This window comes from Neorhizobium sp. USDA 3394 (assembly GCF_056280385.1).
In genome coordinates this window covers 1,401,530-1,421,129 of the sequence record NZ_JBWCDU010000002.1, presented here as the reverse complement: position 1 = coordinate 1,421,129, position 19,600 = coordinate 1,401,530, and the positions used below count along the sequence as shown (strand labels likewise).

At 60.5% G+C, this 19,600-nt stretch carries 18 protein-coding genes and 1 pseudogene; 15 read left to right on the top strand and 4 right to left on the bottom strand.

The window, feature by feature from the left end; all coding sequences use genetic code 11:
* Positions 1 to 366 precede the first annotated feature (366 nt).
* The 6 genes from ACZ9EJ_RS28345 to ACZ9EJ_RS28320 are packed head-to-tail and all read left to right on the top strand — an operon-like array spanning position 367 to position 6,040.
* Positions 367 to 1,296: an ABC transporter ATP-binding protein gene (locus tag ACZ9EJ_RS28345; RefSeq protein ID WP_080955703.1), complete on the top strand. Its 930-nt coding sequence runs from the start codon at positions 367 to 369 to the stop codon at positions 1,294 to 1,296.
* A gap of 18 nt (positions 1,297 to 1,314) precedes the next feature.
* Positions 1,315 to 2,085, top strand: coding sequence for a class II aldolase/adducin family protein (locus ACZ9EJ_RS28340; RefSeq protein ID WP_255736712.1), 771 nt, complete (start codon positions 1,315 to 1,317; stop codon positions 2,083 to 2,085).
* Between the two features lie 58 nt (positions 2,086 to 2,143).
* Complete coding sequence (locus ACZ9EJ_RS28335; protein ID WP_046627427.1) at positions 2,144 to 3,169, top strand: ABC transporter substrate-binding protein; 1,026 nt, start codon at positions 2,144 to 2,146, stop codon at positions 3,167 to 3,169.
* Positions 3,166 to 3,963 carry an ABC transporter permease gene (locus ACZ9EJ_RS28330; RefSeq protein WP_052764563.1) on the top strand — a complete coding sequence of 266 codons (798 nt, stop codon included), beginning with the start codon at positions 3,166 to 3,168 and terminating at the stop codon, positions 3,961 to 3,963. Before ACZ9EJ_RS28335 ends, ACZ9EJ_RS28330 begins: the two co-directional genes overlap by 4 nt.
* Positions 3,960 to 4,721, top strand: a complete 762-nt coding sequence (locus ACZ9EJ_RS28325; protein ID WP_046639871.1) for an ABC transporter permease — start codon at positions 3,960 to 3,962, stop codon at positions 4,719 to 4,721. The genes ACZ9EJ_RS28330 and ACZ9EJ_RS28325 overlap by 4 nt, the downstream gene beginning before the upstream one ends.
* Before the next feature lie 8 nt (positions 4,722 to 4,729).
* Positions 4,730 to 6,040: an LLM class flavin-dependent oxidoreductase gene (locus ACZ9EJ_RS28320; RefSeq protein WP_046639872.1), complete on the top strand. Its 1,311-nt coding sequence runs from the start codon at positions 4,730 to 4,732 to the stop codon at positions 6,038 to 6,040.
* Between the two features lie 107 nt (positions 6,041 to 6,147).
* Here ACZ9EJ_RS28320 and ACZ9EJ_RS28315 read toward each other — a convergent pair.
* The 4 genes and pseudogenes from ACZ9EJ_RS28315 to ACZ9EJ_RS28300 form a co-directional block, all read right to left on the bottom strand.
* A pseudogene (locus ACZ9EJ_RS28315) lies at positions 6,148 to 6,273 on the bottom strand (type II toxin-antitoxin system VapC family toxin); the annotation flags it as partial.
* Complete coding sequence (locus ACZ9EJ_RS28310; RefSeq protein ID WP_046627416.1) at positions 6,270 to 6,470, bottom strand: type II toxin-antitoxin system VapB family antitoxin; 201 nt, start codon at positions 6,468 to 6,470, stop codon at positions 6,270 to 6,272. The gene ACZ9EJ_RS28310 and the pseudogene ACZ9EJ_RS28315, both read right to left, overlap by 4 nt.
* A gap of 277 nt (positions 6,471 to 6,747) precedes the next feature.
* Positions 6,748 to 7,275, bottom strand: a complete 528-nt coding sequence (locus ACZ9EJ_RS28305) for a flavin reductase family protein (RefSeq protein WP_476100273.1) — start codon at positions 7,273 to 7,275, stop codon at positions 6,748 to 6,750.
* A 59-nt stretch (positions 7,276 to 7,334) separates the two neighbouring features.
* Positions 7,335 to 8,027 carry a FadR/GntR family transcriptional regulator gene (locus ACZ9EJ_RS28300; RefSeq protein ID WP_052753994.1) on the bottom strand — a complete coding sequence of 231 codons (693 nt, stop codon included), beginning with the start codon at positions 8,025 to 8,027 and terminating at the stop codon, positions 7,335 to 7,337.
* A 598-nt stretch (positions 8,028 to 8,625) separates the two neighbouring features.
* Between ACZ9EJ_RS28300 and ACZ9EJ_RS28295 the strand changes: the two genes are divergently transcribed.
* The 9 genes from ACZ9EJ_RS28295 to ACZ9EJ_RS28255 all read left to right on the top strand — a co-directional run bounded on the left by ACZ9EJ_RS28295 (position 8,626) and on the right by ACZ9EJ_RS28255 (position 19,584).
* On the top strand, positions 8,626 to 10,101 hold the full coding sequence (locus ACZ9EJ_RS28295; protein ID WP_046639873.1) for a 4-hydroxyphenylacetate 3-hydroxylase N-terminal domain-containing protein: 1,476 nt from the start codon (positions 8,626 to 8,628) through the stop codon (positions 10,099 to 10,101).
* A 13-nt stretch (positions 10,102 to 10,114) separates the two neighbouring features.
* A complete protein-coding gene (locus tag ACZ9EJ_RS28290; protein WP_046639874.1) occupies positions 10,115 to 11,149 on the top strand; it encodes a 2,5-dihydroxypyridine 5,6-dioxygenase NicX family protein in 1,035 nt (344 codons plus the stop codon).
* Between the two features lie 79 nt (positions 11,150 to 11,228).
* Positions 11,229 to 12,158: an ABC transporter permease gene (locus ACZ9EJ_RS28285; RefSeq protein ID WP_052764564.1), complete on the top strand. Its 930-nt coding sequence runs from the start codon at positions 11,229 to 11,231 to the stop codon at positions 12,156 to 12,158.
* The gene (locus ACZ9EJ_RS28280; protein WP_052764565.1) at positions 12,158 to 14,179 is read left to right on the top strand and encodes an ATP-binding cassette domain-containing protein; all 2,022 of its coding nucleotides are present in this window, start codon (positions 12,158 to 12,160) and stop codon (positions 14,177 to 14,179) included. The genes ACZ9EJ_RS28285 and ACZ9EJ_RS28280 overlap by 1 nt, the downstream gene beginning before the upstream one ends.
* 105 nt (positions 14,180 to 14,284) lie before the next feature.
* Positions 14,285 to 15,355, top strand: coding sequence for an ABC transporter substrate-binding protein (locus ACZ9EJ_RS28275; RefSeq protein WP_080954010.1), 1,071 nt, complete (start codon positions 14,285 to 14,287; stop codon positions 15,353 to 15,355).
* Positions 15,356 to 15,468: 113 nt separating this feature from the next.
* Positions 15,469 to 16,602, top strand: coding sequence for an ABC transporter substrate-binding protein (locus tag ACZ9EJ_RS28270; RefSeq protein ID WP_046627409.1), 1,134 nt, complete (start codon positions 15,469 to 15,471; stop codon positions 16,600 to 16,602).
* A gap of 82 nt (positions 16,603 to 16,684) precedes the next feature.
* A complete protein-coding gene (locus ACZ9EJ_RS28265) occupies positions 16,685 to 17,347 on the top strand; it encodes an isochorismatase family protein (RefSeq protein WP_046627406.1) in 663 nt (220 codons plus the stop codon).
* The gene (locus ACZ9EJ_RS28260) at positions 17,331 to 18,206 is read left to right on the top strand and encodes a hypothetical protein (RefSeq protein ID WP_080954009.1); all 876 of its coding nucleotides are present in this window, start codon (positions 17,331 to 17,333) and stop codon (positions 18,204 to 18,206) included. The genes ACZ9EJ_RS28265 and ACZ9EJ_RS28260 overlap by 17 nt, the downstream gene beginning before the upstream one ends.
* Complete coding sequence (locus tag ACZ9EJ_RS28255) at positions 18,196 to 19,584, top strand: amidase (protein WP_052753990.1); 1,389 nt, start codon at positions 18,196 to 18,198, stop codon at positions 19,582 to 19,584. The genes ACZ9EJ_RS28260 and ACZ9EJ_RS28255 overlap by 11 nt, the downstream gene beginning before the upstream one ends.
* Positions 19,585 to 19,600: the final 16 nt, after the last annotated feature.

Genomic DNA, 19,600 nt, shown 5'->3' with positions numbered 1-19,600 from the left:
GCGGATAGTCGAAGTCTGCCATGCGGTTGGCTCGACATGCCGATTGGTCCTCGATGCAATCGCCATGCCACTATTCTGCGCCTGGCCGTTTCCGGCAAGTTGAGCGCTTTGCTGGAAATGCCACCCGCGACAATGCCGTAATAGCGGTCAATCTGCGTCCAAAATATGCGCATTGCGTATGCATATTTTTGATTGTTGGATATTTGAGCTGCGATTTGTTGCATGGTAGCACGTTGATCGTTCGATCCTGCCCAAAAAACCCCTAGATTAGTGGCATTCTTTAGCAACTTGTAAAGCTGGCGTGTTTGGCACGAGGCTTGCTTGCATCCTTAATGGTAATAATTGCATGCAAGGAGATGCCTCTCGATGACCGACATGTCGATTGCTTGGAGTGAGGACTACGCATGCGGATTGAATCCGGGAGCGCGCGGTCTCGCGGGCCTGTTGCGGCCGGTAAAGACCAAAGCCCTTGCTGCACCTGCCGCGGAACCGGCCTGGACCGTATCGGGTAACAGGCCGCTCATCGAACTCCGCAAGGTATCCAAGAGCTTTGGCCCTGTGATGGCGCTGGATAACTTGGAGGCAACCATCCTTCCTGGTGAGCTGGTGACGGTGGTCGGCCCTTCCGGCTGCGGCAAGAGCACGCTGTTCAATATCCTCGCGGGCCTCGAAGAGCCGGATCCGGGCAATATCCTGCGTTTCCGAGGCAGGAGTTCTGCGGCCTCGGAACTGCTCGGACAAGTTTCCTTCATGCCGCAAAGGGACCTGCTGCTGCCATGGCGAAACGTCATCGACAACGCCATCCTGGCGCTGGAGATCGAAGGCATGCCGCGGGTGCAGGCCCGGGCGGAGGCGCTGAAGATGCTGCCGGAATTCGGGCTTTCCGGATTTGAGGCGCAATATCCCAATCAGCTCTCGGGCGGCATGCGCCAGCGCGTGGCCCTGATGCGTACGTTTCTCTTCAAGCGCGATCTCATGCTGCTCGATGAACCATTCGGCGCGCTGGATGCACTGACACGAACCATGATGCAGCGCTGGCTGCTCGACGTTTGGCAGAAACACCGGCGCACCGTGCTCTTCATCACCCACGATGTCGACGAGGCGATCTTCCTCGGCGACCGCGTGCTTGTCATGACGGCCCGGCCGGGCAAGGTGAAGCTTGAACAGAAGATCGACTTGCCGCGCCCCCGCAAGGCCGACATCGTCACGTCGCCCGAATTCATCGGGTTGAAGAAGACACTCCTCGACGCCATCGAGGAGGAAAGCATGAAGTCGTTCATGACTTCAGGACATTAGAATATGAGAGGAAACACGGTGGCCAGTGAATATGCCGAACGTCCCGCCCACATTCCCGAAGCCGAGTGGAAGGCGCGCGTCGATCTCGCCGCATGCTACCGCATGGTCGCGCGGCTGGGCCTGGATGACCTTATCTACAACCACATTTCAATGCGTGTACCGGGGCATGACGACCAGTTCCTGCTCAACCCCTACGGCTTCCTGTTTGGCGAGATAACGGCCTCCAGCCTCGTGCGGATCGATATCGACGGCAACAAGCTCGACGACACGCCCTATACGATCAACAAGGCCGCTTTCGTCATCCATGGCGCCATCCACAAGGCCGTGCACGATGCAGCCTGCGTTCTCCACACCCATTCCGATGCCAGCACCGCGATCTCCTGCCAGAAGAACGGACTTCTGCCACTGACGCAGTTTGCCATGCGCTTCTACCAACGCCAGGCCTTCCACGATTACGAAGGTGTGGCGATCGACATGGACGAACAGGCTCGCCTCATCGCCGACATGGGCGACAACCGGGTGATGCTGATGCGCAACCATGGCATCATGACGCTCGGTCGCACGCCGGGCGAAGCATTCATGCTGCTTTATTACTTCGAACGCGCCGCGCGCATTCAGCTCGATCTGCAGGCTTCCGGTGCCGAGCTTCTGACCCCGCCGCACGAGGTTTGCGAGAAGGCGGCACGTCAGTTCTGGGAGAACAAGGGTGACATCCTGATTGCAGGGGAACGGGAATGGCCGGCCTTCCTTCGCCAGCTCGAACGGGAGGGATCGGATTACCGCCGATAGTCGGGAGGAGAACGACTAACGCAACCATAACCCAACCAAGAATCGACAGAGAGGGACCATGCTTAAAAAACGACAGCTTCTCGCGGCGCTTGCCGCAACGTTCATCGGCGTCCAGGGCTTGGGCTACAGCGCAATCCCGGCTGCTGCCCAGCAGACAGTGAATGCCAGCCTGCGTCTCAAATGGCTGACCCAGGCTCAGTTCGCCGGTTTCTACGTCGCGCTGGAGAAGGGGTATTACAAGGATGAGGGCATCAACCTCACCATCAACCCCGGCGGCCCCAATCTGTTGACGGAAAACCTGGTAGCGACCGGCTCCGACACGTTCGGCCTTTCGGGCGGCACCGACAGCGTCTTTGCCGCACGCGACAAGGGCCTGCCGATCGTCTGCATCGGGGTTGCGCATCAGGTGACGCCATTCGTCTTCGTGACCTACAAGGACGGCCCGATCAAAACCATCCAGGATTTCAAGGGCAAGAAGGTGACCGCCTGGTTCACCGGCGCAAACCACGTGCTCTCGGCCATGTTGGCCAAGGCGGGCATCAAAGCTGGTGAAGTCGATGTCCAGCCGCAGCAGGTCTCGATGACGCCGTTCATCGACAAGCAGGTCGATGTCGCGACCGCAACCCGCTACAATGAACTTCAGATCGTCGCACAACGTGCCGGCATGGACAATTTGCGGATCTTCGTGCCCGAAGATAGCGGTGTTTCCTTTCCGCGAGACACATTGATCGTGTCGGAACAGACTGCCAAGGAAAAGCCGGAACTGGTCGAAAAATTCCTGCGTGCCAGCATCAAGGGCTGGAAATATGCCCTGACCAACGAAAAAGAAGCGATCGACATCGTCATGAAGGTGGCGCCGACTCTCGACCGCGCCCAACAAGCAGTCATGCTGTCCGAGATCAAGAAGCTGATGGTCGCCGGCAAGGGCGGCACGGATGGCCTCTTCGCCATTGACAAAACAGCCGTTGGCTCCGCCAACAGCCTGCTCGCTGAATACAAGGTGATCTCTAAGCCCGTCGATCTCGATGCCGCGTTCAACGACAGCTTCCTGTCGAAGATCCCGGTTGCGGAAAAGCGCCTGTGAGCCTCTCGGGCCTGTCTCGTGTATCCCTGTCCGCCGTAAAGGCGGACAGGTTTGTCTCGATCGTGAAGTCCCTGATCTGGATCGCGGCATTGCTGCTGGTGGTGGAGCTGATCGTCGTGGCGCTAGGCATCAGACCTTATTACCTGCCACGACCAAGCGCGATCGCAGCCGCATTCCTTGCCACGCCGCAGGCTTATCTGTTGAGCATGTGGCGCACGCTGCTGGAAACGGTGATCGGCTTCGTCGCGGGCAGCCTTTTCGGCGTTGCCATGGGCGTTCTTTTCCATCGCTGGACCCTGCTCAGGGAGCTGTTCTTTCCGCTCTTTGTGGTGTCACAAACCATACCGGTCATCGCCTTCGGCGCCGTCGTCGTCCTGTGGTTCGGCAATACGCTGCTCGCCAAGGCCGTCATCGCCTTCTACATCAGCTTCCTGCCGGTGACGGTGAACGCGCTTCTCGGCTTTGCAACGGTCGATCCTCGCCAGGTCGCGCTGATGCGCAGCTTCGGCGCAAAAGAGGGGCAGATCCTGCGGCGCCTCTACCTGCCGGCCGCACTGCCGCAGATCTTCGTCGCCCTCAAGCTCGCCTCGTCGCTGTCGCTGATCGGAGCGATCGTCGGCGAATGGTTCGGGGATACGACCGGCCTCGGCGTGCTGCTGCTGCAGGCCATGTACAACGAGAACGTCGTCGGCATCTGGGTCACCATTGTCGCTTCCGCCTGCCTCGGGATCGGCCTTTACGGCGCGGTTTCCGAAGCGGAAAGGCGGATCGTCTTCTGGGGAGCGGAACAATGAGCCCCGTCACCGCAAGCAGCAACGCGCGCCGCATCAGCCGGGGTTTTGCCGGGGCCTTCCTCCTTGCGGCAATCTGGGAACTGAGCGTCCGCGGTTTCAACCTGCCGGCCTATGTCCTGCCTTCGGTCAGCAGCATTATTACCGGCATGTTCGCCGATGCGGGCAAACTCGCCGACGCCGCCCGCTTCACCGCCGCCGAGGCCCTGACCGGCTATCTACTGGGCTGCGTCATCGGCATTGCGGTTGCCGTCGGGGTCAGCATGGTCCCTCGCACCCGCAGCGCCGTCATGTCGGTTGCGACGGCCATCAACTCGGTGCCGGTCGTCGCCTATTCGCCGCTCGTCCTGCTCTGGTTCGGCATCGGCATGACGTCCAAGATCGTCATGGTCGCCGTCGCCGTCAGCTTCACCGTCTTCCTCAGCACCGTCGCGGGGTTGGATCGCGTCGATCGTAAATCGATCGATCTGGTCCGCTCGTTCGGGGCAGGGCGGATGGCGGTGCTCTGGCGTCTGCGGCTCCCAACGGCTTTGCCGTTGATCATTGCCGGCATACGGGTGTCCACCGTCCGCAGCGTGATCGTCGCCATCGTCACCGAAATGCTGGGTGCTTATGGCGGGCTTGGCTGGGTGATCTATCAGGCCGTGCTGCAGATCGATTTCGTCCAGGTCTGGGCGGCGATCATTGTCGCGTCGGCGATCAGCCTCTGCTTCTTCGGTGTGATCAGTTTCATCGAGCAGCGTTACATTTTCTGGAGATGATCAATCCTATGACGCGCAGCATCCACTTGGGCCTTTTCCTTCTGGGCACCGGCAGCCATGTCGCCGGCTGGCGGATACCAGGGGCGATGGACAGCTTCCAGGATATCGAAATGATGCGCAGCGTTGCCAAGGAGGCGGAGCGTGGTCTGTTCGACCTGATCTTCATGGGCGACAATCTCAATGCGGACCCCGGCGCCCACCCGTCCTACACGGCGCGGCTCGAACCGCTGACACTTCTCGCGGCGATTGCTGGCGTGACGCGCCATATCGGCCTCGGCGCCACGATGTCGACCACCTACAGCGATCCGTTCACGGTCGCCCGCGCATTTGCTTCACTCGACCATATCAGCGGTGGCCGCGCCGCCTGGAATGCAGTCACCACGGCCAATCCGGCGGCAGCGGCAAACTTCGGAACGATCCATCCTGATCATTCCAAACGTTACGAGATCGCCGAGGAATTCCTGTCGGTGGTTCGCGGTCTTTGGGACTGTTGGGCCGACGACGCGATCGTCGCCGACCGGGAAAGCGGCGTCTATATCGATGCCGCAAAAGTCCGCGCGCTCGATCACGACGGCACCCATTTCAAGGTCAAGGGACCCATCAACATCGGCCGCTCGCCCCAAGGCCAACCGATCATCCTCCAGGCCGGCGGCTCCGGTCCGGGACAGGAACTCGCGGCCAAGTCCGCCGATGTCGTCTTCTCCGTCACCCAGGATCTCGACGAGGCGCGCTCTTTCTACGCCTCCGTTAAAGGGCGGCTTCCGAAATACGGCCGCAATGCGGATTCGATGGTCGTCTTGCCGGGCGTTATGCCAATTGTCGGGCGCACCGAACGCGAGGCCCACGACAAGCTCGCGGAGTTGCAGGGCTTCATCAGCGAAACCAACGGGCTTTCCATTCTAAGCGACCGCTTCGGCGTGGACATGAGCCAATTCGACCTCGATGGGCCGATCCCCGATATCGACCCGTCGGACAATTATCATGCCTTTGCGCGGGTCATGCTGGACAAGGCAAGGCGGGAAAACATGCGCCTGCGGGACCTCTACAATCTGGTCGCCGCGGCGCGCGGCCACTGGGTTCTCTGCGGAACCCCTGATTACGTGGCGGACACGTTTGAGACTTGGTTCACAACTGGCGCGGCCGATGGCTTCAACATCATGCCGTCTCACTTTCTCGGCGGATTGACGGATTTCGTCGATATGGTCGTGCCGATTCTGCAGCAGCGTGGACTCTACCGCACGAAATACGAGGGCACGACGCTGCGCGATCGGATGGGTCTCGCAAGACCTCCGCGTTCTCAAAATACGCGACCTGTGTGAATTACACGCTTTGAAGTTGCTCACCGAGAGATGATGGGTGTCCGCTTGCGTCAAGGGAACGGTCCCGAGAGGCATTGGTGCAGGGATCAGGAAGAGGTCAGCCTTCGGCCTTTTGCGAGCTCCCCGATCACGGCTGGATGGCATAGGAGACGATCGTCCTCAATAATCCTGAGCAGCTCTGAATCGGTATGCCGGAAATGATCGATCCAGATGGACGTGTCGGCAAGTATCATCGGTCAGTTGCGCCCCGGCGGCGTGGGGCTGCCTCCGCATCCGGCATAGTTCCACCAAGCGCGATGAGGCGTTTTCCCGACTCCACACGCACAAGCGCTTCCAACGCTTGGCGGACTAGAGCGGCGGTTTCTTTCGTGCCGGTTAGGGACCTAGCCTTTTCGATGAGGGTGTCGTCGATATTGATAGTCGATCGCATCGTTTGGTTTCCCGACCTGCTGCTATAGATAGCGCCATTTGGTGATGAATCTACGCTTGGTCTCCACTCAGATACGCCCGCCGTCGGATGTGCAAGTCGAGCGACGTGGTATTTCTGCCCGGTCCCGAGCACCCCCAAGCTTAAAGCAAGTGCAGCCTAGCCAGCGATATGCGTCGACATGGTACACTTGAAACTAAGAAACTACAGGCGCACGGGTTCATATCCCTCCAAGAGCTGCAGACGGCGTCTAATTTGCCCAACCTTTCAATAGCTGAAGTCAAATCGTCGCTGGACAACCGAATTTACCTCCGACGTATATCAGCGCTCGCATGGAATCTTCCTTTATGATCGCTTTGACACGCCCGACAAGGACTGCATGGGTTGGTGAATCGTATTCGCATTCCAGCCGGCAGTCGAAGACGCTAAGCGCATCGGCAAGTATGGGCGCGCCGGTGGCAAGCCGGGTCCATGCGCCGTAATTAAACCGGTCGGAACCATAGATCTTCGTCATTCCCGCAAAGCACTGGGCGAGTTCCGCCTGGCCTTCGGCAAGGAAATTTGCAGAGAAGCAGCCATTAGCGCGCAGATGAGGCAGGATGACGCTGTTGCGGTTCACGCATGCAAGGATCATCGGTGGCTGGTCGCTGAGTGAGCATACGGCGGAGGCGGTCATGCCATGGCGTATCTCGCCATTGCCGGTGGCGATGATCGTCACCGGCGTTGCGACTTTTTTCATCGCCGTCCTGAAAATCTGGGCATCGATCGGCGGCGGATCCATCTGCTCGGCGATCTTGATCGTGTCCACTATCATTATGCATCTGCCTTTCGACGATCGTTTCGGGAGGGGCGGAGGAGGTCTGTTTATTATTTTGCCATCGGTGTGGATGTGTCGCCGCCGTTCAGCCATTTCAGGATCGCGACCAGATGCTCCCGCGTCGCCTGTTCCGCCTCGGCAGCCCTGCGGCCGCGAATGGCATCGACGATCATTTCATGGTGTCGCCAACCGGTCTCGTTCGTGTAGGCCGGCAGACGCGTGCGGATTGTCTCGTCCCAGGTAAGATCCATGACCTGCTCGAGCAGATAGGCCGCAAGGATATTGTGGCTCGCCACCGCGATCGCCCGGTGGAAAAGGTTGTCGTTGCCGCGATCGAAGACCGTCGGCTCGGCCAGCGCATGGGCAGCGACGATATCGTCGATTTCGGTCGGCGTGCCGCGGATCGCCGCCAGGCGGGCGATCTCCGGTTCGAGAAGCAGGCGAACTTCCCATAATTCCGCAGGACTCGTCCGGCTCGCAATATTGGCGCGTGTGGCGATCGCCTGCTTTGCGTTGCGGGGCTTGCCCCTGGTTGGCTGGGCGCTGCGGCCGCGGATTTCCGGAATCCTGTTGTCGTCGCGCAACGTCGAAAGCGCCTTGCGCAGCAGATGGCGGCTGACGCCGATCTGCTCGGCCAGCTGTCGCTCGGGCGGAAAGCCGCCGTTTTCGGCAAGGCCGAGAATGGCCTGGGTAACCTCCTCTATGGAACTGGGAGGGTTCTTTGTATCGATGCCTGCGTTCATGGTGCTCCTCCAGATTTTCCGAATGAAGCAAGCCGGATATGGTTTCCGGCTTTCGTCCGAAAAACTGTGCCTGTTGTTCGGCAGCCCTACGGGTCGCCGTTTTGGTTTCTTGTGCGACCCAATGTATATGGTTGGCGCAACCAAATGTCCATATTGTATCTTGGTTGAATTTTGGTTGCTGACATAATTTCACGGCCGTGCACATAAAATAGACTATTCGCGCCGTGCCTAAATTTTTTTCACGTTTTCCAAGCATAATATAATAACGTAAAATCAATAATTTAGATGGAGTGTTTTAGGGAATTTCGATGCTGCGATTGCGAAATTGTACGAAATTCGTGAAAAGTTCGCTTGCAAGGTTGTCAACCAAAGTCTAGCTTTCGATAAAGTTTATGAGGCGGTTGAGCCTTTGGTTGTGTGAATCCGTTGCGTCAACCAAGTGCGATCAAACTCATCCCAGGAAATAGATCCAGCGCGAATGCTGCGGAACAGCCCGACGCTTTTGTCCGATCCGGACCTTCGGATCGGCAGGAAACCTGTGCGCCCATCCCGCCCGACCAAGCTTGCGGCCGGACCCGGAAGAAGACGGAAGTCAGATATGAACACCATGACGACAATCATCCCCAAACATGCGCTGAAAACCGGTGAGGAATTCAAGGCCTCGCTCGACGATGGACGCCAGCTCTGGGTCAACGGCAACAAGATCGCCAAGGTGATGGACGAGCCGGCACTCGCAGCCGGTGTCGAGCTGATGGCGTCGATGTTCGACGACCAGTTCACCGCGGAATATGCCGAGGCGACCACGGTTCTTGACAAGAAGTCCGGCCTCGTCACCGGTCGCTCCTGGCAGGTGCCGGAGACGAAGGAAGAGATGATCGGCCGGCGGATGATGATGGAATACACATCCCGCAAGACGGTCGGCACCTTCGGACGCCCGCCGGATCTCGGACCGACGCTCGCCGTCGGCATCCTGGCGCATCTGCATCTGTTCAAGGATTTCAAGTCGGCCTTTCCTGAATGCCAGCCGGATTTCGTCGAAAACGTCCAGCGTTATGTCGAATTCGGCCGGAAGAACTCGATCACCTGCGCCGAAAGCCTGACCGGCCCGCAGAACGACCGTTCCTCGCCGCTTGCCCAGGCCGCCTCGCTGCTGCGCGTCAAACGCGTTGAAAAGGACGGCGTCTATATTTCCGGCGCCAAGTCGGTCGGCTCGATCGCGGCACAGACCAACGAGATCTTCTTCTCCAATCTCGCCTATCCCGGCACGCCGGCAGAAGCCGCAATCTGGGGCGCGGTTCCGATCAATTCCGAAGGCATCAAGCTCATCAGCCGCGAGATGCTCTCCAATCCGGGCGCCGATCCCTTCGACCATCCGCTCGGCTACAAGGGCGAGGAAGCCGATCAACTCGTCATCTTCAAGGACGTCTTCGTCCCGAAGGACCGTATCTTCAACCTCGGCAACGAGCATGTCTCGGCGATTTCCGGCAAGGCGACACTGTTTGCCCACTACCACGTGCTGACCCGCCTCAAGGTAAAGTCGGAAGTCTTCGTCGCCTGCGCCAAGATGGTGACGGAAGTGCTCGGCACCGGCCAGATCCCCGGTGTCCGCTCGATGCTCGCAGAGATCATCGAATATAACCGTACGCTCGAAGCCTTCATTCTTGCCGCCGAAGCCAATGCCGAGATCAACGCAAGCGGCGTGATGTGCCCGGACGTGATGATGATCACCACCGGCCGCCTCTACGCTATCCGCAACTATCCGCACATCATCCATGTCCTACAGGAAATGTGCGGCCAGGGCCTCGTCATGCGCTTCGGCAAGGCTTCGTTCGAAAATCCCGACATTGGCCCGGATCTTGCTGAGCTGCTGCCGGGCAAGGGTGTGACCGGCATGCAGAAGGAGAAGCTGATGAACTTCATCTGGGATCTGACCTGCTCGTCGCTCGCCGGCCGCGTGGCGCTGTTCGAAAACGTCAATGCCAGCCCGGCGCCCCGCATGCGCGAGCGCCTCGTCGCCGAATTCGATACGTCCGCCATGGTCGCGGATCTCAAGAAGATTGCCGAGCTCGACTGAGGGATTTCACACCATGCCTACTCAACATGAAATGGTGAAATTGTTCACCGAGCAGCTCAAGCTCTGCGCGATGAAGCCGGAAGAAACGGTCATCATCCTCTGCGAGGACGATATTCGCGCCGATTATGCCCAGGCCTTCATGCTGGCGGCGCGTGATCTTGGCGCCACGCCTTTCCAGATCACGGTTCCGCTGCGCGAAAAGCGCTCGGCCCGGCAGACGACGGGCAAGACCGCGATCGCCGGCAACCGGCCGGTGATCGAGGCGCTGAAAAAGGCTGACCTTATCGTCGATGTGATGGGCACGCTCTTCTCGCCGGAACAGGACGAGATCTGCGGCGCCGGCGCTCGCATGCTGTTCGTCCGCGAGCCTTACGACGTGCTTGCCCAGAATTTCCCGGATACCGATCTGCGTCGCCGCATCGAATACGGCGAAAAGCTTCTGGAGAAGGCAAAGACGCTGCGCATCTGGTCGGATGTCGGCACCGATGTCACCTATGAAATGGGCGGCTACCGGGTGATGACCCAATATGGTTATACCGATACGCCCGGCCGCTGGGACCATATGGGCACCGGCCAGGTGCTGAGCCAGGCCACCGACGGCAAGGTCAATGGTACCGTGATGATCATGCCGGGCGACACAGTCACCGCCTTCCAGCGGATGATCGAAAGCCCGGTCAAGCTCACCATCAAGGAGGGTTTCGTCACCGATATTGAAGGTGACGGAATGGATGCGCCGCTCCTGCGCGATTACATGGAGAGCTTCAAGGACCCGCGCGCCTATGCGATCAGCCATATCGGCTGGGGCCTGCTCAACACCGCGACCTGGTTCCACCGGGCGATCACCCGCACTCGCACCCAGGAAATCAGCGTCAACTCGCTGAGCTATTACGGCAACGTGCTGTTCTCGACCGGCCCGAATACCGAGCTCGGCGGCACGAACGACACGATGTGCCACATGGATATTCCGCTGCGCAAAACCTCGCTGTCGCTCGACAACGTCACGATCGTCGACAAGGGCCGCATTGCCATTCCCGAAATGGCCGTCTGAACCGTCCCGGCCCCCATGTCGGGGGCCGATCCCATGCCTGAGATCCCATGCCTGACCGGCAGAGAATACAGGAGAAGCGATGACTCCGATCGATGCATCCGAGCCTGCGGAAAAGGCCAACAGGCTCATGCCTGGTCCGCCGCCCGTGACGCTCACGGCGTGGCAGAGACAGCAGCGGGGCCTGACGGTTTCGCTGATGGCGCTGCCGACCGTGGCGATGATCGGGGTTTTCGTCATGCCCCTGCTCGTGCTGCTATGGATGAGCTTTGGCGGTGGTACGAAAACCGGGTTTTCGGTTCAGGGTTATATCGACCTGATGCAGCCGGTCTATCTGAAGCTGTTGATGTTCACGCTTCAGCTGGCGTTCATTACCACCGTGCTCTGCGCGCTGTTTGCCTATCCGCTCGCCTATCTGATGGTCAATGTCAGCTCGCGTTTCGCCGCCTGGATGGGCGTCGTGCTGTTCATTACGCTGTGGCTGAGCTTTCTGGCGAGAACCTTTGCCTGGATCATCATCCTGCAGCGGCGCGGCATCATCAACAACTTCCTGGTCGGCATCGGCGTCATCGATAGCCCGCTGGAGCTCGTCTACAATAAGCTCGGCGCTTATATCGGAATGGTCCATATCCTTCTGCCGTTCATGGTCCTGACCTTGATCCCGGCCATGAAGGCGATCGATCCCGCCTATGTCAGGGCAGGCTTGAGCCTCGGGGCAAGCCCGGCAAGGGTGTTTCGCGACATCTACATGCCGCTCAGCCTTCCCGGCCTCGTCGCCGGATCGATGCTGGTCTTCACGCTCGCCTTCGGTTTTTTCATCACGCCGGCCATTCTCGGCGGTGGCCGCGCGCCGACCATCGTCATGGCGATCCGCGACCAGATCCAGCAGCTCGGCAATCTTCAGCTTGCGGCAGCCACATCCATGGTCCTGCTCGTTTTTTGCCTCGGCCTGCTTTTCCTCTACGACCGCATCGCCGGCATCGACCGCATCTATGACAAGGGAGGCAAGTGATGGAACTCCTCGTCCAGGGCAATGCCGCCCGTGTCCTGAAGATCTATGGCTGGGTGATGCTCGCCGTCATCATCCTGCCGGTGATCATGATCGTGCCGATCAGTTTTGGCGCCGGCAGTGCCATCGTCTTCCCGCCGAAGGAACTGTCGCTCGAATGGTATTATAACCTCATCGACGATCCCCGCTGGGGCCGCGATGCGCTGCTGTCGCTGCAGGTGGCGGCCCTCGCCACCCTGCTTGCGACGGTCACCGGCACGGCTGCGGCGATCGGGATGTCGCGTGTAGAGAACAAGGCGCTCTCGAAATTCCTGAAAATGTTCTTCATCGCGCCGATGATCGTGCCGCTGATGGTGATTTCGGTCGGCCTCTATATCGTCTTTGCCCGCAATGGCCTGCTCGGTTCGATGTGGGCGCTGGCGATCGCCCATGCCATCGTCGTGCTGCCCTTCGTCGTCATGCCGGTCACGTCGCGGCTCGCGAGCCTCGACCCGGCCTATGAGCGGGCCTCCGCCTCGCTCGGAGCGACTCAGATCCGCACGCTCTTCGAGGTGATCCTGCCGCTCCTCGTGCCGGCCATCATTGCCGCCGCGATCTTCTCCTTCGTGTTTTCCTTCGATGAGGTCGTGCTTGCGCAGTTCCTCTCGAGCCCGCGTTTCGAGACCCTGCCGAGAAAAGTCTGGGACGGCCTCAGCCAGAACGGCCTCGACAAGACCATTACCTCCATCGCCTCCGTCCAGCTGTTCCTCGTGCTTGTAGCTTTCGCAGGCTGGAACATCTGGAAAGCCGCTCGGACCGGTGTTCTCGCCAGCCGTGCGAAAACACTCGCCGCCGCTGCCGCGAATGCCTTGCCCGCCGTTGACCTCACTGCCAATGGATCTATGCCCATGAACGTCGCACTCAAGACCGCTCCGCCCGTCGGCACGCCCGCCATCCTCCCTTCTGCAGAGGCAGGTCCCGTCAAGGCCGGCGAGCAGCATGGCTACGGCATCGATTTCCAGCACATCAGCAAGTTCTACGGCGACAAGGTCGTTGTCGAAGAGGCGAATTTCTCGGTCAAGCCGGGCGAGTTCCTGACAATCCTCGGTCCCTCGGGTTCGGGCAAGACCACGCTTCTGATGCTGGTTGCCGGCTTCATCTCGCCCGATGCCGGCCGCCTCATGCTCGGCAAGCGCGACATTTCCCGCGTGCCGCCGCACCAGCGCGATATCGGCGTCGTCTTCCAGTCCTACGCGCTCTTCCCCCACATGACCGTGGCGCAGAACGTCGCCTATCCGTTGCGCGCCCGCGGCGTCTCGAAATCCGAGCAGCAGGCCAAGGTGAAATGGGCGCTGGAGCGCGTCCACATGCAGGACTTCTCCGAACGGCGCATTGCACAGCTTTCGGGCGGCCAGCAGCAGCGCATTGCGCTTGCCCGCGCCATCTCCTTCGGTCCGCGCGCACTTCTGATGGATGAGCCGCTTTCGGCGCTCGACCGCAACCTGCGCGTCGATATGCAGCGCGAGATCCGCAGCCTGCAGCAGAGCCTGGGCCAGACGGTGATCTTCGTCACCCATGACCAGGAAGAGGCACTCAACATGTCCGACCGCGTCGCCGTCATCAACGAAGGCCGTGTTCAGCAGGTCGCTACGCCACGCGATCTCTATCTGAAGCCGCAGAACAGCTTTGTTGCCAACTTCTTCGGTGAATCCAACCTCTTCCACGGCGTGGCCGACGGCAACAGCCTGAAATGCGGCGACCGGGCCTTCCCGATGATCGAAGCGCGCTCCGATACGGCAATCCTTTGCGTGCGGCCGGAAACGGTGCGTCTCGCAGCTCCAGGCCAGCCGGCGCCGAACTGGGCGATCGAGGGCACGCTCGCCAATGCCCGCTTCCTCGGCAGCCTTCTGCATATGCAGTTCGCGACGGCCCACGGCACGCTCGTCGTGACGCGGCCACTCGATGGCACGATCGATATTCCCGAACAGGGCGCCGTCCGCCGCCTGTTTTGGGCTCCGGAAACGGCACACGTCATGACCCACTGACGGCCAATACCGTCCAGACAAAGCAGGCAGAAACACGATTCATCCAACCGCCCCGAATGCCTCCCAAGCACGTCCACGGGCCAGCACTTCCGACAGGAGAGACCGATGAAATCTAGATTTGGATTGTCCGCCCTCGTGGCACTCGCGATGTCATTGCCGATCGGCCTCCATGCTGCGGAAGTCCCCCCCGAATTCAAGGGCACCGGCAAGCTCGTGGTCAACAACTGGGGCGGCCCGACGGTCGAAAAGATGCACGCCGCCTGGTATGGCGATTTCCCCAAGACAACCGGCATCGACGTCACCTTCACCTCCATTCCCGACGTCGCCAAGCTGAAGATCATGAGCCAGGTCGGCAATGTCGAATGGGACGTGGTCGATTTCGAAGGCGCGCAGATGCTGCAGGCCATGAAGGGCGACCTGCTGGAGCCGATCGATTACGACCTGATGCAAAAGCTGGTGCCGAAGGACCAGCTCGATCCGGCCCAGATGACGAAATACGGCATTGGTTCGATCGCGTTCGGCACGATCATGGCCTGGAATACCGAGACTGTCGGCAAGAAAGGTCCTGCCAACTGGACGGAATTCTTCGACAAGAAGGCGTTCCCGGGCCGCCGTGCACTTTATGCCCGTCCGAAGCCGACGCTGGAAATCATGCTGATGGCTGACGGTGTGGCGCCGAAGGACATCTATCCGATCGATATCGACCGTGCCTTCAAGGCGCTGGCGAAATTTGGCCCGAGCGTCGATCTCTGGGTCGAGAAGACCTCGCAATGGGACGTGCTGATCCAGAACAAGGAAGTCGATCTGATGGGATCGAGCCTTGGGCGCACGGTCACCCAGATCGACAAGGGTGAGCCGCTCGCGATCAACTTCAACCAGAGCATCATGGAACAGTCTTTCTGGACGATTCCCAAGGGCGCACCGAACGTCAAGGACGCCCAGAAACTGGTGGCCTGGATGATGCGGGCCGGGGGCCAGCGGGCGTCGCTCAAGCTGTTTCCCTATTACAGCGTAGCCAACAAGACGGCGTATGACGGACTGCCGAAGGAGCTTCTTGCGAAGATGCCCGGCACGCCGGAACACTCGGTCAACAGCCTGACGATCAATGCCCAGTGGTGGCTGGAGCATGATGCGGAAGTCCAGACCCGTTGGCTCAACTGGCTGAGCAGCCGCTGAGCCGGCGCTCCATTCTCTGAGCTGCAATTTTTGCCTTAGCCGGCGCGGATGTCGCGCCGGCCCGGGCAAGGCATGCCGAATGTCTCTCATCCATCCCCTCCGGAGATCATCCCATGATGAAAGAGAATGACCTATCCAATTCCGTTCAGCCGGCGGAGACCACAGGCACCGAACTCGACCGCCGCAGTTTTCTCGCCGGGATGGGAGCCACGGGCCTTGCGCTTGCTACCGGCATCAAGCCTGCCCTGGCGCAAGACATGTCGCTGCTGAAGGGTTCCGGCGACGTCGTCGTCTGCACCTGGGGCGGCGCCTCGACCGACGCCATGAAGGAGGTCTGGTTCAAGCCGTTTTCCGAGGTGAGCGGCGTCAACGTCTCGACCGCTTCCGTGCCCGACATCGCCAAGCTCGAAGTCATGGAAAATGTCGGCAATGTCGAATGGGACCTTCTGGATGCCGAAGGCACCCAGATGGAACTGGCGATGAAGAAGGGCCTTCTGCAGAAGATCGATTACGACCTGATCTTCAAGATCGTGCCAAAGGAGCAGATCGACCCGAAGGTGATCAAGGAATATGGCGTCGGTTCGGTCGGTTTTTCGACCGTGATCGCGTGGAACACGACGCTGTTCGGCAAGGACGGTCCGAAGGACTGGAAGGAATGGGCCGATACGACCCGCTTCAAGGGACGTCGCGCCCTGTATGCCCAGCCCCGGCCTTCCTTCGAGATCGCCCTGATGGCGGCTGGTGTTCCGCCGGAAAAGATCTACCCGATCAATGTCAACGACGCCTTCAAGGCGCTCGACGAGTTGCGGCCGAAGATCAATCTCTGGGTCGAAAAAACCTCCCAGTGGGGTGTCCTCATGCAGAATGGCGAGGTCGACCTGATGGGGTCGAGCCTGTCGCGCACACTCGATGAGAAGAAGAGGTCCGGCAAGGTTGATTTCACCTTCAACCAGAGCATCGTCGAACAGGATTACTGGGTTATCCCGAAGTCCGCACCCGGCGGTGCCAATGCGCAGAAGCTGATCGCCTTTGCGCTGATGGCGAAGGGTTCGCTCGGCTTTGCGACGAAGATGCCGTTCAGCCTGGCGAATACCTCGATCTACGGCGACATCCCGGCCGAGATGAAGCAGCAGCTTCCCGGCTACCCGGAAAATTCGGCCCGCAACGTGCAGATCGATCAGGCCTGGTGGGTGGCGAATGCCGATCAGGTCCGCCTTCGCTGGCTCGACTGGATGAGCAAGGGCTGAGCCGACGCTTCTCCGACAAAAGGCGAGGCCTGAACCTCAAGGGCTCGCCACCACGATTGCAGTGCAGCCCGCAGGAGCCGATATGGAACTGTCCGATATGACTGCCCGCCAGATGTTCGAACATCTGAGCAAGAACCCTACACGTCCGCGTTACGGCTTCGGCACCCGCCCGATGCTGATCAATGTCGACCTGCAATGCGCCTATACGCAGCCGGACATCTACAAGACAGGCTATGAGACGGATCCGAACCAGACCGAATACATCAACAAGCTGGCGTCGGAGACCCGCCGGCTCGGCCTGCCGGTCATCTGGACCTATGTCGCCTTTTCGGAATCCGGCGACGATTGCGGCGTGTTCGGTTCCCGCACCGATACGCCGGACAGCCTGCAGAATATCAAGGAAGGATCGCCGCGCGCGGCGCTCGATCCGCGCCTCGACGTGGTGAAGGGTGACGTCATTCTCAACAAGAAGATGCCGTCCGCCTTTTTCGAGACACATATCGCGTCTCTCGCCACATACCACAAGACCGATACGGTCATCGTCACCGGTGGCTCGACCTCCGGCTGCGTGCGGGCAACCGTGGTCGACAGCCTGTCGCGCGGTTACCGGACGATCGTGCCGATCGAATGCGTGGCCGACCTACATGAGAGCCCGCATTTCGCCAATCTCTACGACATGCACAAGAAATATGCCGACTGCATTCCCGTATCAGAGGTGATCGACTGGTATGCGACACTCGGCTGACATGGTTGCCATGGAGCAGGACCGCTTCGTTGTGCAGGCTCCGGTCGTCCATGACGGCGCCGGTGCCCTGCCGGACGAATTGCGTGGTTCAGTCCTGCTGCTCGGCAATTTCGACGGTCTGCATCTCGGCCATCAGGCGCTGCTCGCGCTTGCCTCGCGGCGGTCGAGGAAAACCGGAAGCCCTCTGGCGATCCTGCAATTCGACCCGCATCCCCGACATCATTTCCGGGGAGAGCAGGGGTTCCTGATTTCGGGCAAGGCTCTGCAGAGTCGGCTTCTGGCCGAGGCGGGCATCGACCTCATCTATGCGCCCGTCTTCGACGCGCAATTTGCAGGCCAGCCGGCAGAAAGTTTCGTGCTCGACCATCTCGTCGCGCGGCTTGGCATTTCGGCGGTCGTGACCGGCGCCGATTTCCGCTTTGGCCAGTTCCGCGCGGGAGACGTGCCGCTGCTGCAGGCGATGGGCCGGATGTGCGGTTTCGCGACCCATGTTGTCGGCGACTGCCGGGATCGGGGGGAGGAGGGCGTTCGGATCTCCTCAAGCCAGGTCCGCCAGTTCATCAGGAGCGGTCGGTTGGATGAGGCGGAACGCCTGCTCGGGCGCCCTTTCGAGACGACGATCGAAGCCGGCCCGACTGGTTGGCAATTCGATGTGATGCAGATCCTGCCGCCGGACGGAATTTTTATGGTTGAGGCAAGAGAAGCCGCCGGCCGGCGGCTGGGCCGACGGACGCTCGTCCTGAAAGGACGGCGTCCCGAAGCCCGGCTGCCTGCCGGAACATCGACCCTTCTCTGGCATGCGGCGGCATCTGTCGGAGCCGCGGAAACAGGACTTAAAAGGACTGAAAATGGACTATGACAGTCTCGACGCGCTCGCCATGGCGGATCTGGTCAGACGCGGCGAAGTGGCGCCGGATCACTTCGTCAAGGAGGCGAAGGCCCGGATCGCGGCATTGAATCCGAGCCTGAACGCGGTCGTGCACCATTTTCCGGATGAAACGTCCTACGCGACCGAGGGGCCTTTTGCTGGCGTGCCACTTCTCCTGAAGGATACCGGCGTGCCTTTGAAGGACATGCCGATCACCTCGGGCACGCGGCTTCATCGGGATGTCGTCAGCTCCGCCGACAGCACGATGGGCACCCGCTTGCGACAGGCGGGTTTTGCCTTTCTCGGCCGCACCAACACGCCCGAACTGGCGCTGAGTTTCACCACCGAAGGCACGTTTTATGGGCCGGCCCGGAACCCCTGGGATCTGACGCGCACGCCAGGCGGCTCTTCCGGTGGCGCTGCCGCAGCGGTCGCGGCCGGCATCATGCCGATGACGCAATGCTCGGATGGCGCAGGCTCGATCCGCGTCCCGGCCGCCCATTGCGGCGTCTTTGGCCTCAAGCCCTCGCGCGGGCGCAATCCCTTTGGTCCCGCCATCGTCGAAACCGTCGGCGGCATGGGAACGCTGCATGCGATCAGCCGGTCGGTGCGCGACAGTGCCGCCATGCTCGATGTCACGCACGGCGCCGATATCGGCGACCCCTGGGGGCCTCCTACGATGGAAGGCAGTTTCCTCGATGCCGTCTCCCGCCCGCCGCGCTCGCTCAAGATCGGCATGGAAGTCACTGGTGATGCCGATTGCCGGGCAGCCGTCGAAGCGGCGTCCGCTCTCTGCGAAAAGCTTGGCCACAAGGTCGAGCTGGCCGCTCCGAACTATGACCGCGATGCGGTGAGCCGGGCCTGGCTGACCATTGCGGCCGTCAATATTGCCCGCGGCACCCGCAACCTTGCCAAGGCAAAAAACATCGCCGATCCGCTGGCACTGCTTGAACCCGTCAATGCCGAGTGGGTGAATATGGGCGAGGGACTGTCCGGCACCGACTATCTCGGCGCAATTGACGCGCTGCATCAGTCGAGTCGGGCGATGGGCCGCTATTTCTCCGACTACGACATCTATCTCTCGCCAACGACGGCGGAAGTGGCTCCGAAACTCGGCCATCTATCGGGCGTGGGCCTCGGCGTTAAGGAATTCTTCCAGCGCTTCTGGAACCACGCGCCGCTGACGGCGGTCTTCAACGCCTCCGGCTGCCCGGCCATGAGCGTGCCGCTCTACTGGACCGAAGCGGGTATCCCTGTCGGCGTGCATTTCGGGGCGGCTTTCGGTGCCGAGGCTCTGCTTTTCAGTCTGGCCGGCCAGCTTGAAGCCGCCAGCCCCTGGGCGATGCGTCGTCCGAAACTTTCAGCCTGACATCCCGAAGGTGACA

Bases quoted from the DNA above. Each gene is read 5' to 3' on its own strand.
- ACZ9EJ_RS28345 (WP_080955703.1), top strand. From the start codon at position 367: ATGACCGACATGTCGATTGCTTGGAGTGAGGACTACGCATGCGGATTG.
- ACZ9EJ_RS28335 (WP_046627427.1), top strand. From the start codon at position 2,144: ATGCTTAAAAAACGACAGCTTCTCGCGGCGCTTGCCGCAACGTTCATC.
- ACZ9EJ_RS28325 (WP_046639871.1), top strand. From the start codon at position 3,960: ATGAGCCCCGTCACCGCAAGCAGCAACGCGCGCCGCATCAGCCGGGGT.
- ACZ9EJ_RS28320 (WP_046639872.1), top strand. From the start codon at position 4,730: ATGACGCGCAGCATCCACTTGGGCCTTTTCCTTCTGGGCACCGGCAGC.
- ACZ9EJ_RS28310 (WP_046627416.1), bottom strand. From the start codon at position 6,470: ATGCGATCGACTATCAATATCGACGACACCCTCATCGAAAAGGCTAGG.
- ACZ9EJ_RS28300 (WP_052753994.1), bottom strand. From the start codon at position 8,027: ATGAACGCAGGCATCGATACAAAGAACCCTCCCAGTTCCATAGAGGAG.
- ACZ9EJ_RS28295 (WP_046639873.1), top strand. From the start codon at position 8,626: ATGAACACCATGACGACAATCATCCCCAAACATGCGCTGAAAACCGGT.
- ACZ9EJ_RS28290 (WP_046639874.1), top strand. From the start codon at position 10,115: ATGCCTACTCAACATGAAATGGTGAAATTGTTCACCGAGCAGCTCAAG.
- ACZ9EJ_RS28285 (WP_052764564.1), top strand. From the start codon at position 11,229: ATGACTCCGATCGATGCATCCGAGCCTGCGGAAAAGGCCAACAGGCTC.
- ACZ9EJ_RS28280 (WP_052764565.1), top strand. From the start codon at position 12,158: ATGGAACTCCTCGTCCAGGGCAATGCCGCCCGTGTCCTGAAGATCTAT.
- ACZ9EJ_RS28275 (WP_080954010.1), top strand. From the start codon at position 14,285: ATGAAATCTAGATTTGGATTGTCCGCCCTCGTGGCACTCGCGATGTCA.
- ACZ9EJ_RS28270 (WP_046627409.1), top strand. From the start codon at position 15,469: ATGATGAAAGAGAATGACCTATCCAATTCCGTTCAGCCGGCGGAGACC.
- ACZ9EJ_RS28265 (WP_046627406.1), top strand. From the start codon at position 16,685: ATGGAACTGTCCGATATGACTGCCCGCCAGATGTTCGAACATCTGAGC.
- ACZ9EJ_RS28260 (WP_080954009.1), top strand. From the start codon at position 17,331: ATGCGACACTCGGCTGACATGGTTGCCATGGAGCAGGACCGCTTCGTT.
- ACZ9EJ_RS28255 (WP_052753990.1), top strand. From the start codon at position 18,196: ATGGACTATGACAGTCTCGACGCGCTCGCCATGGCGGATCTGGTCAGA.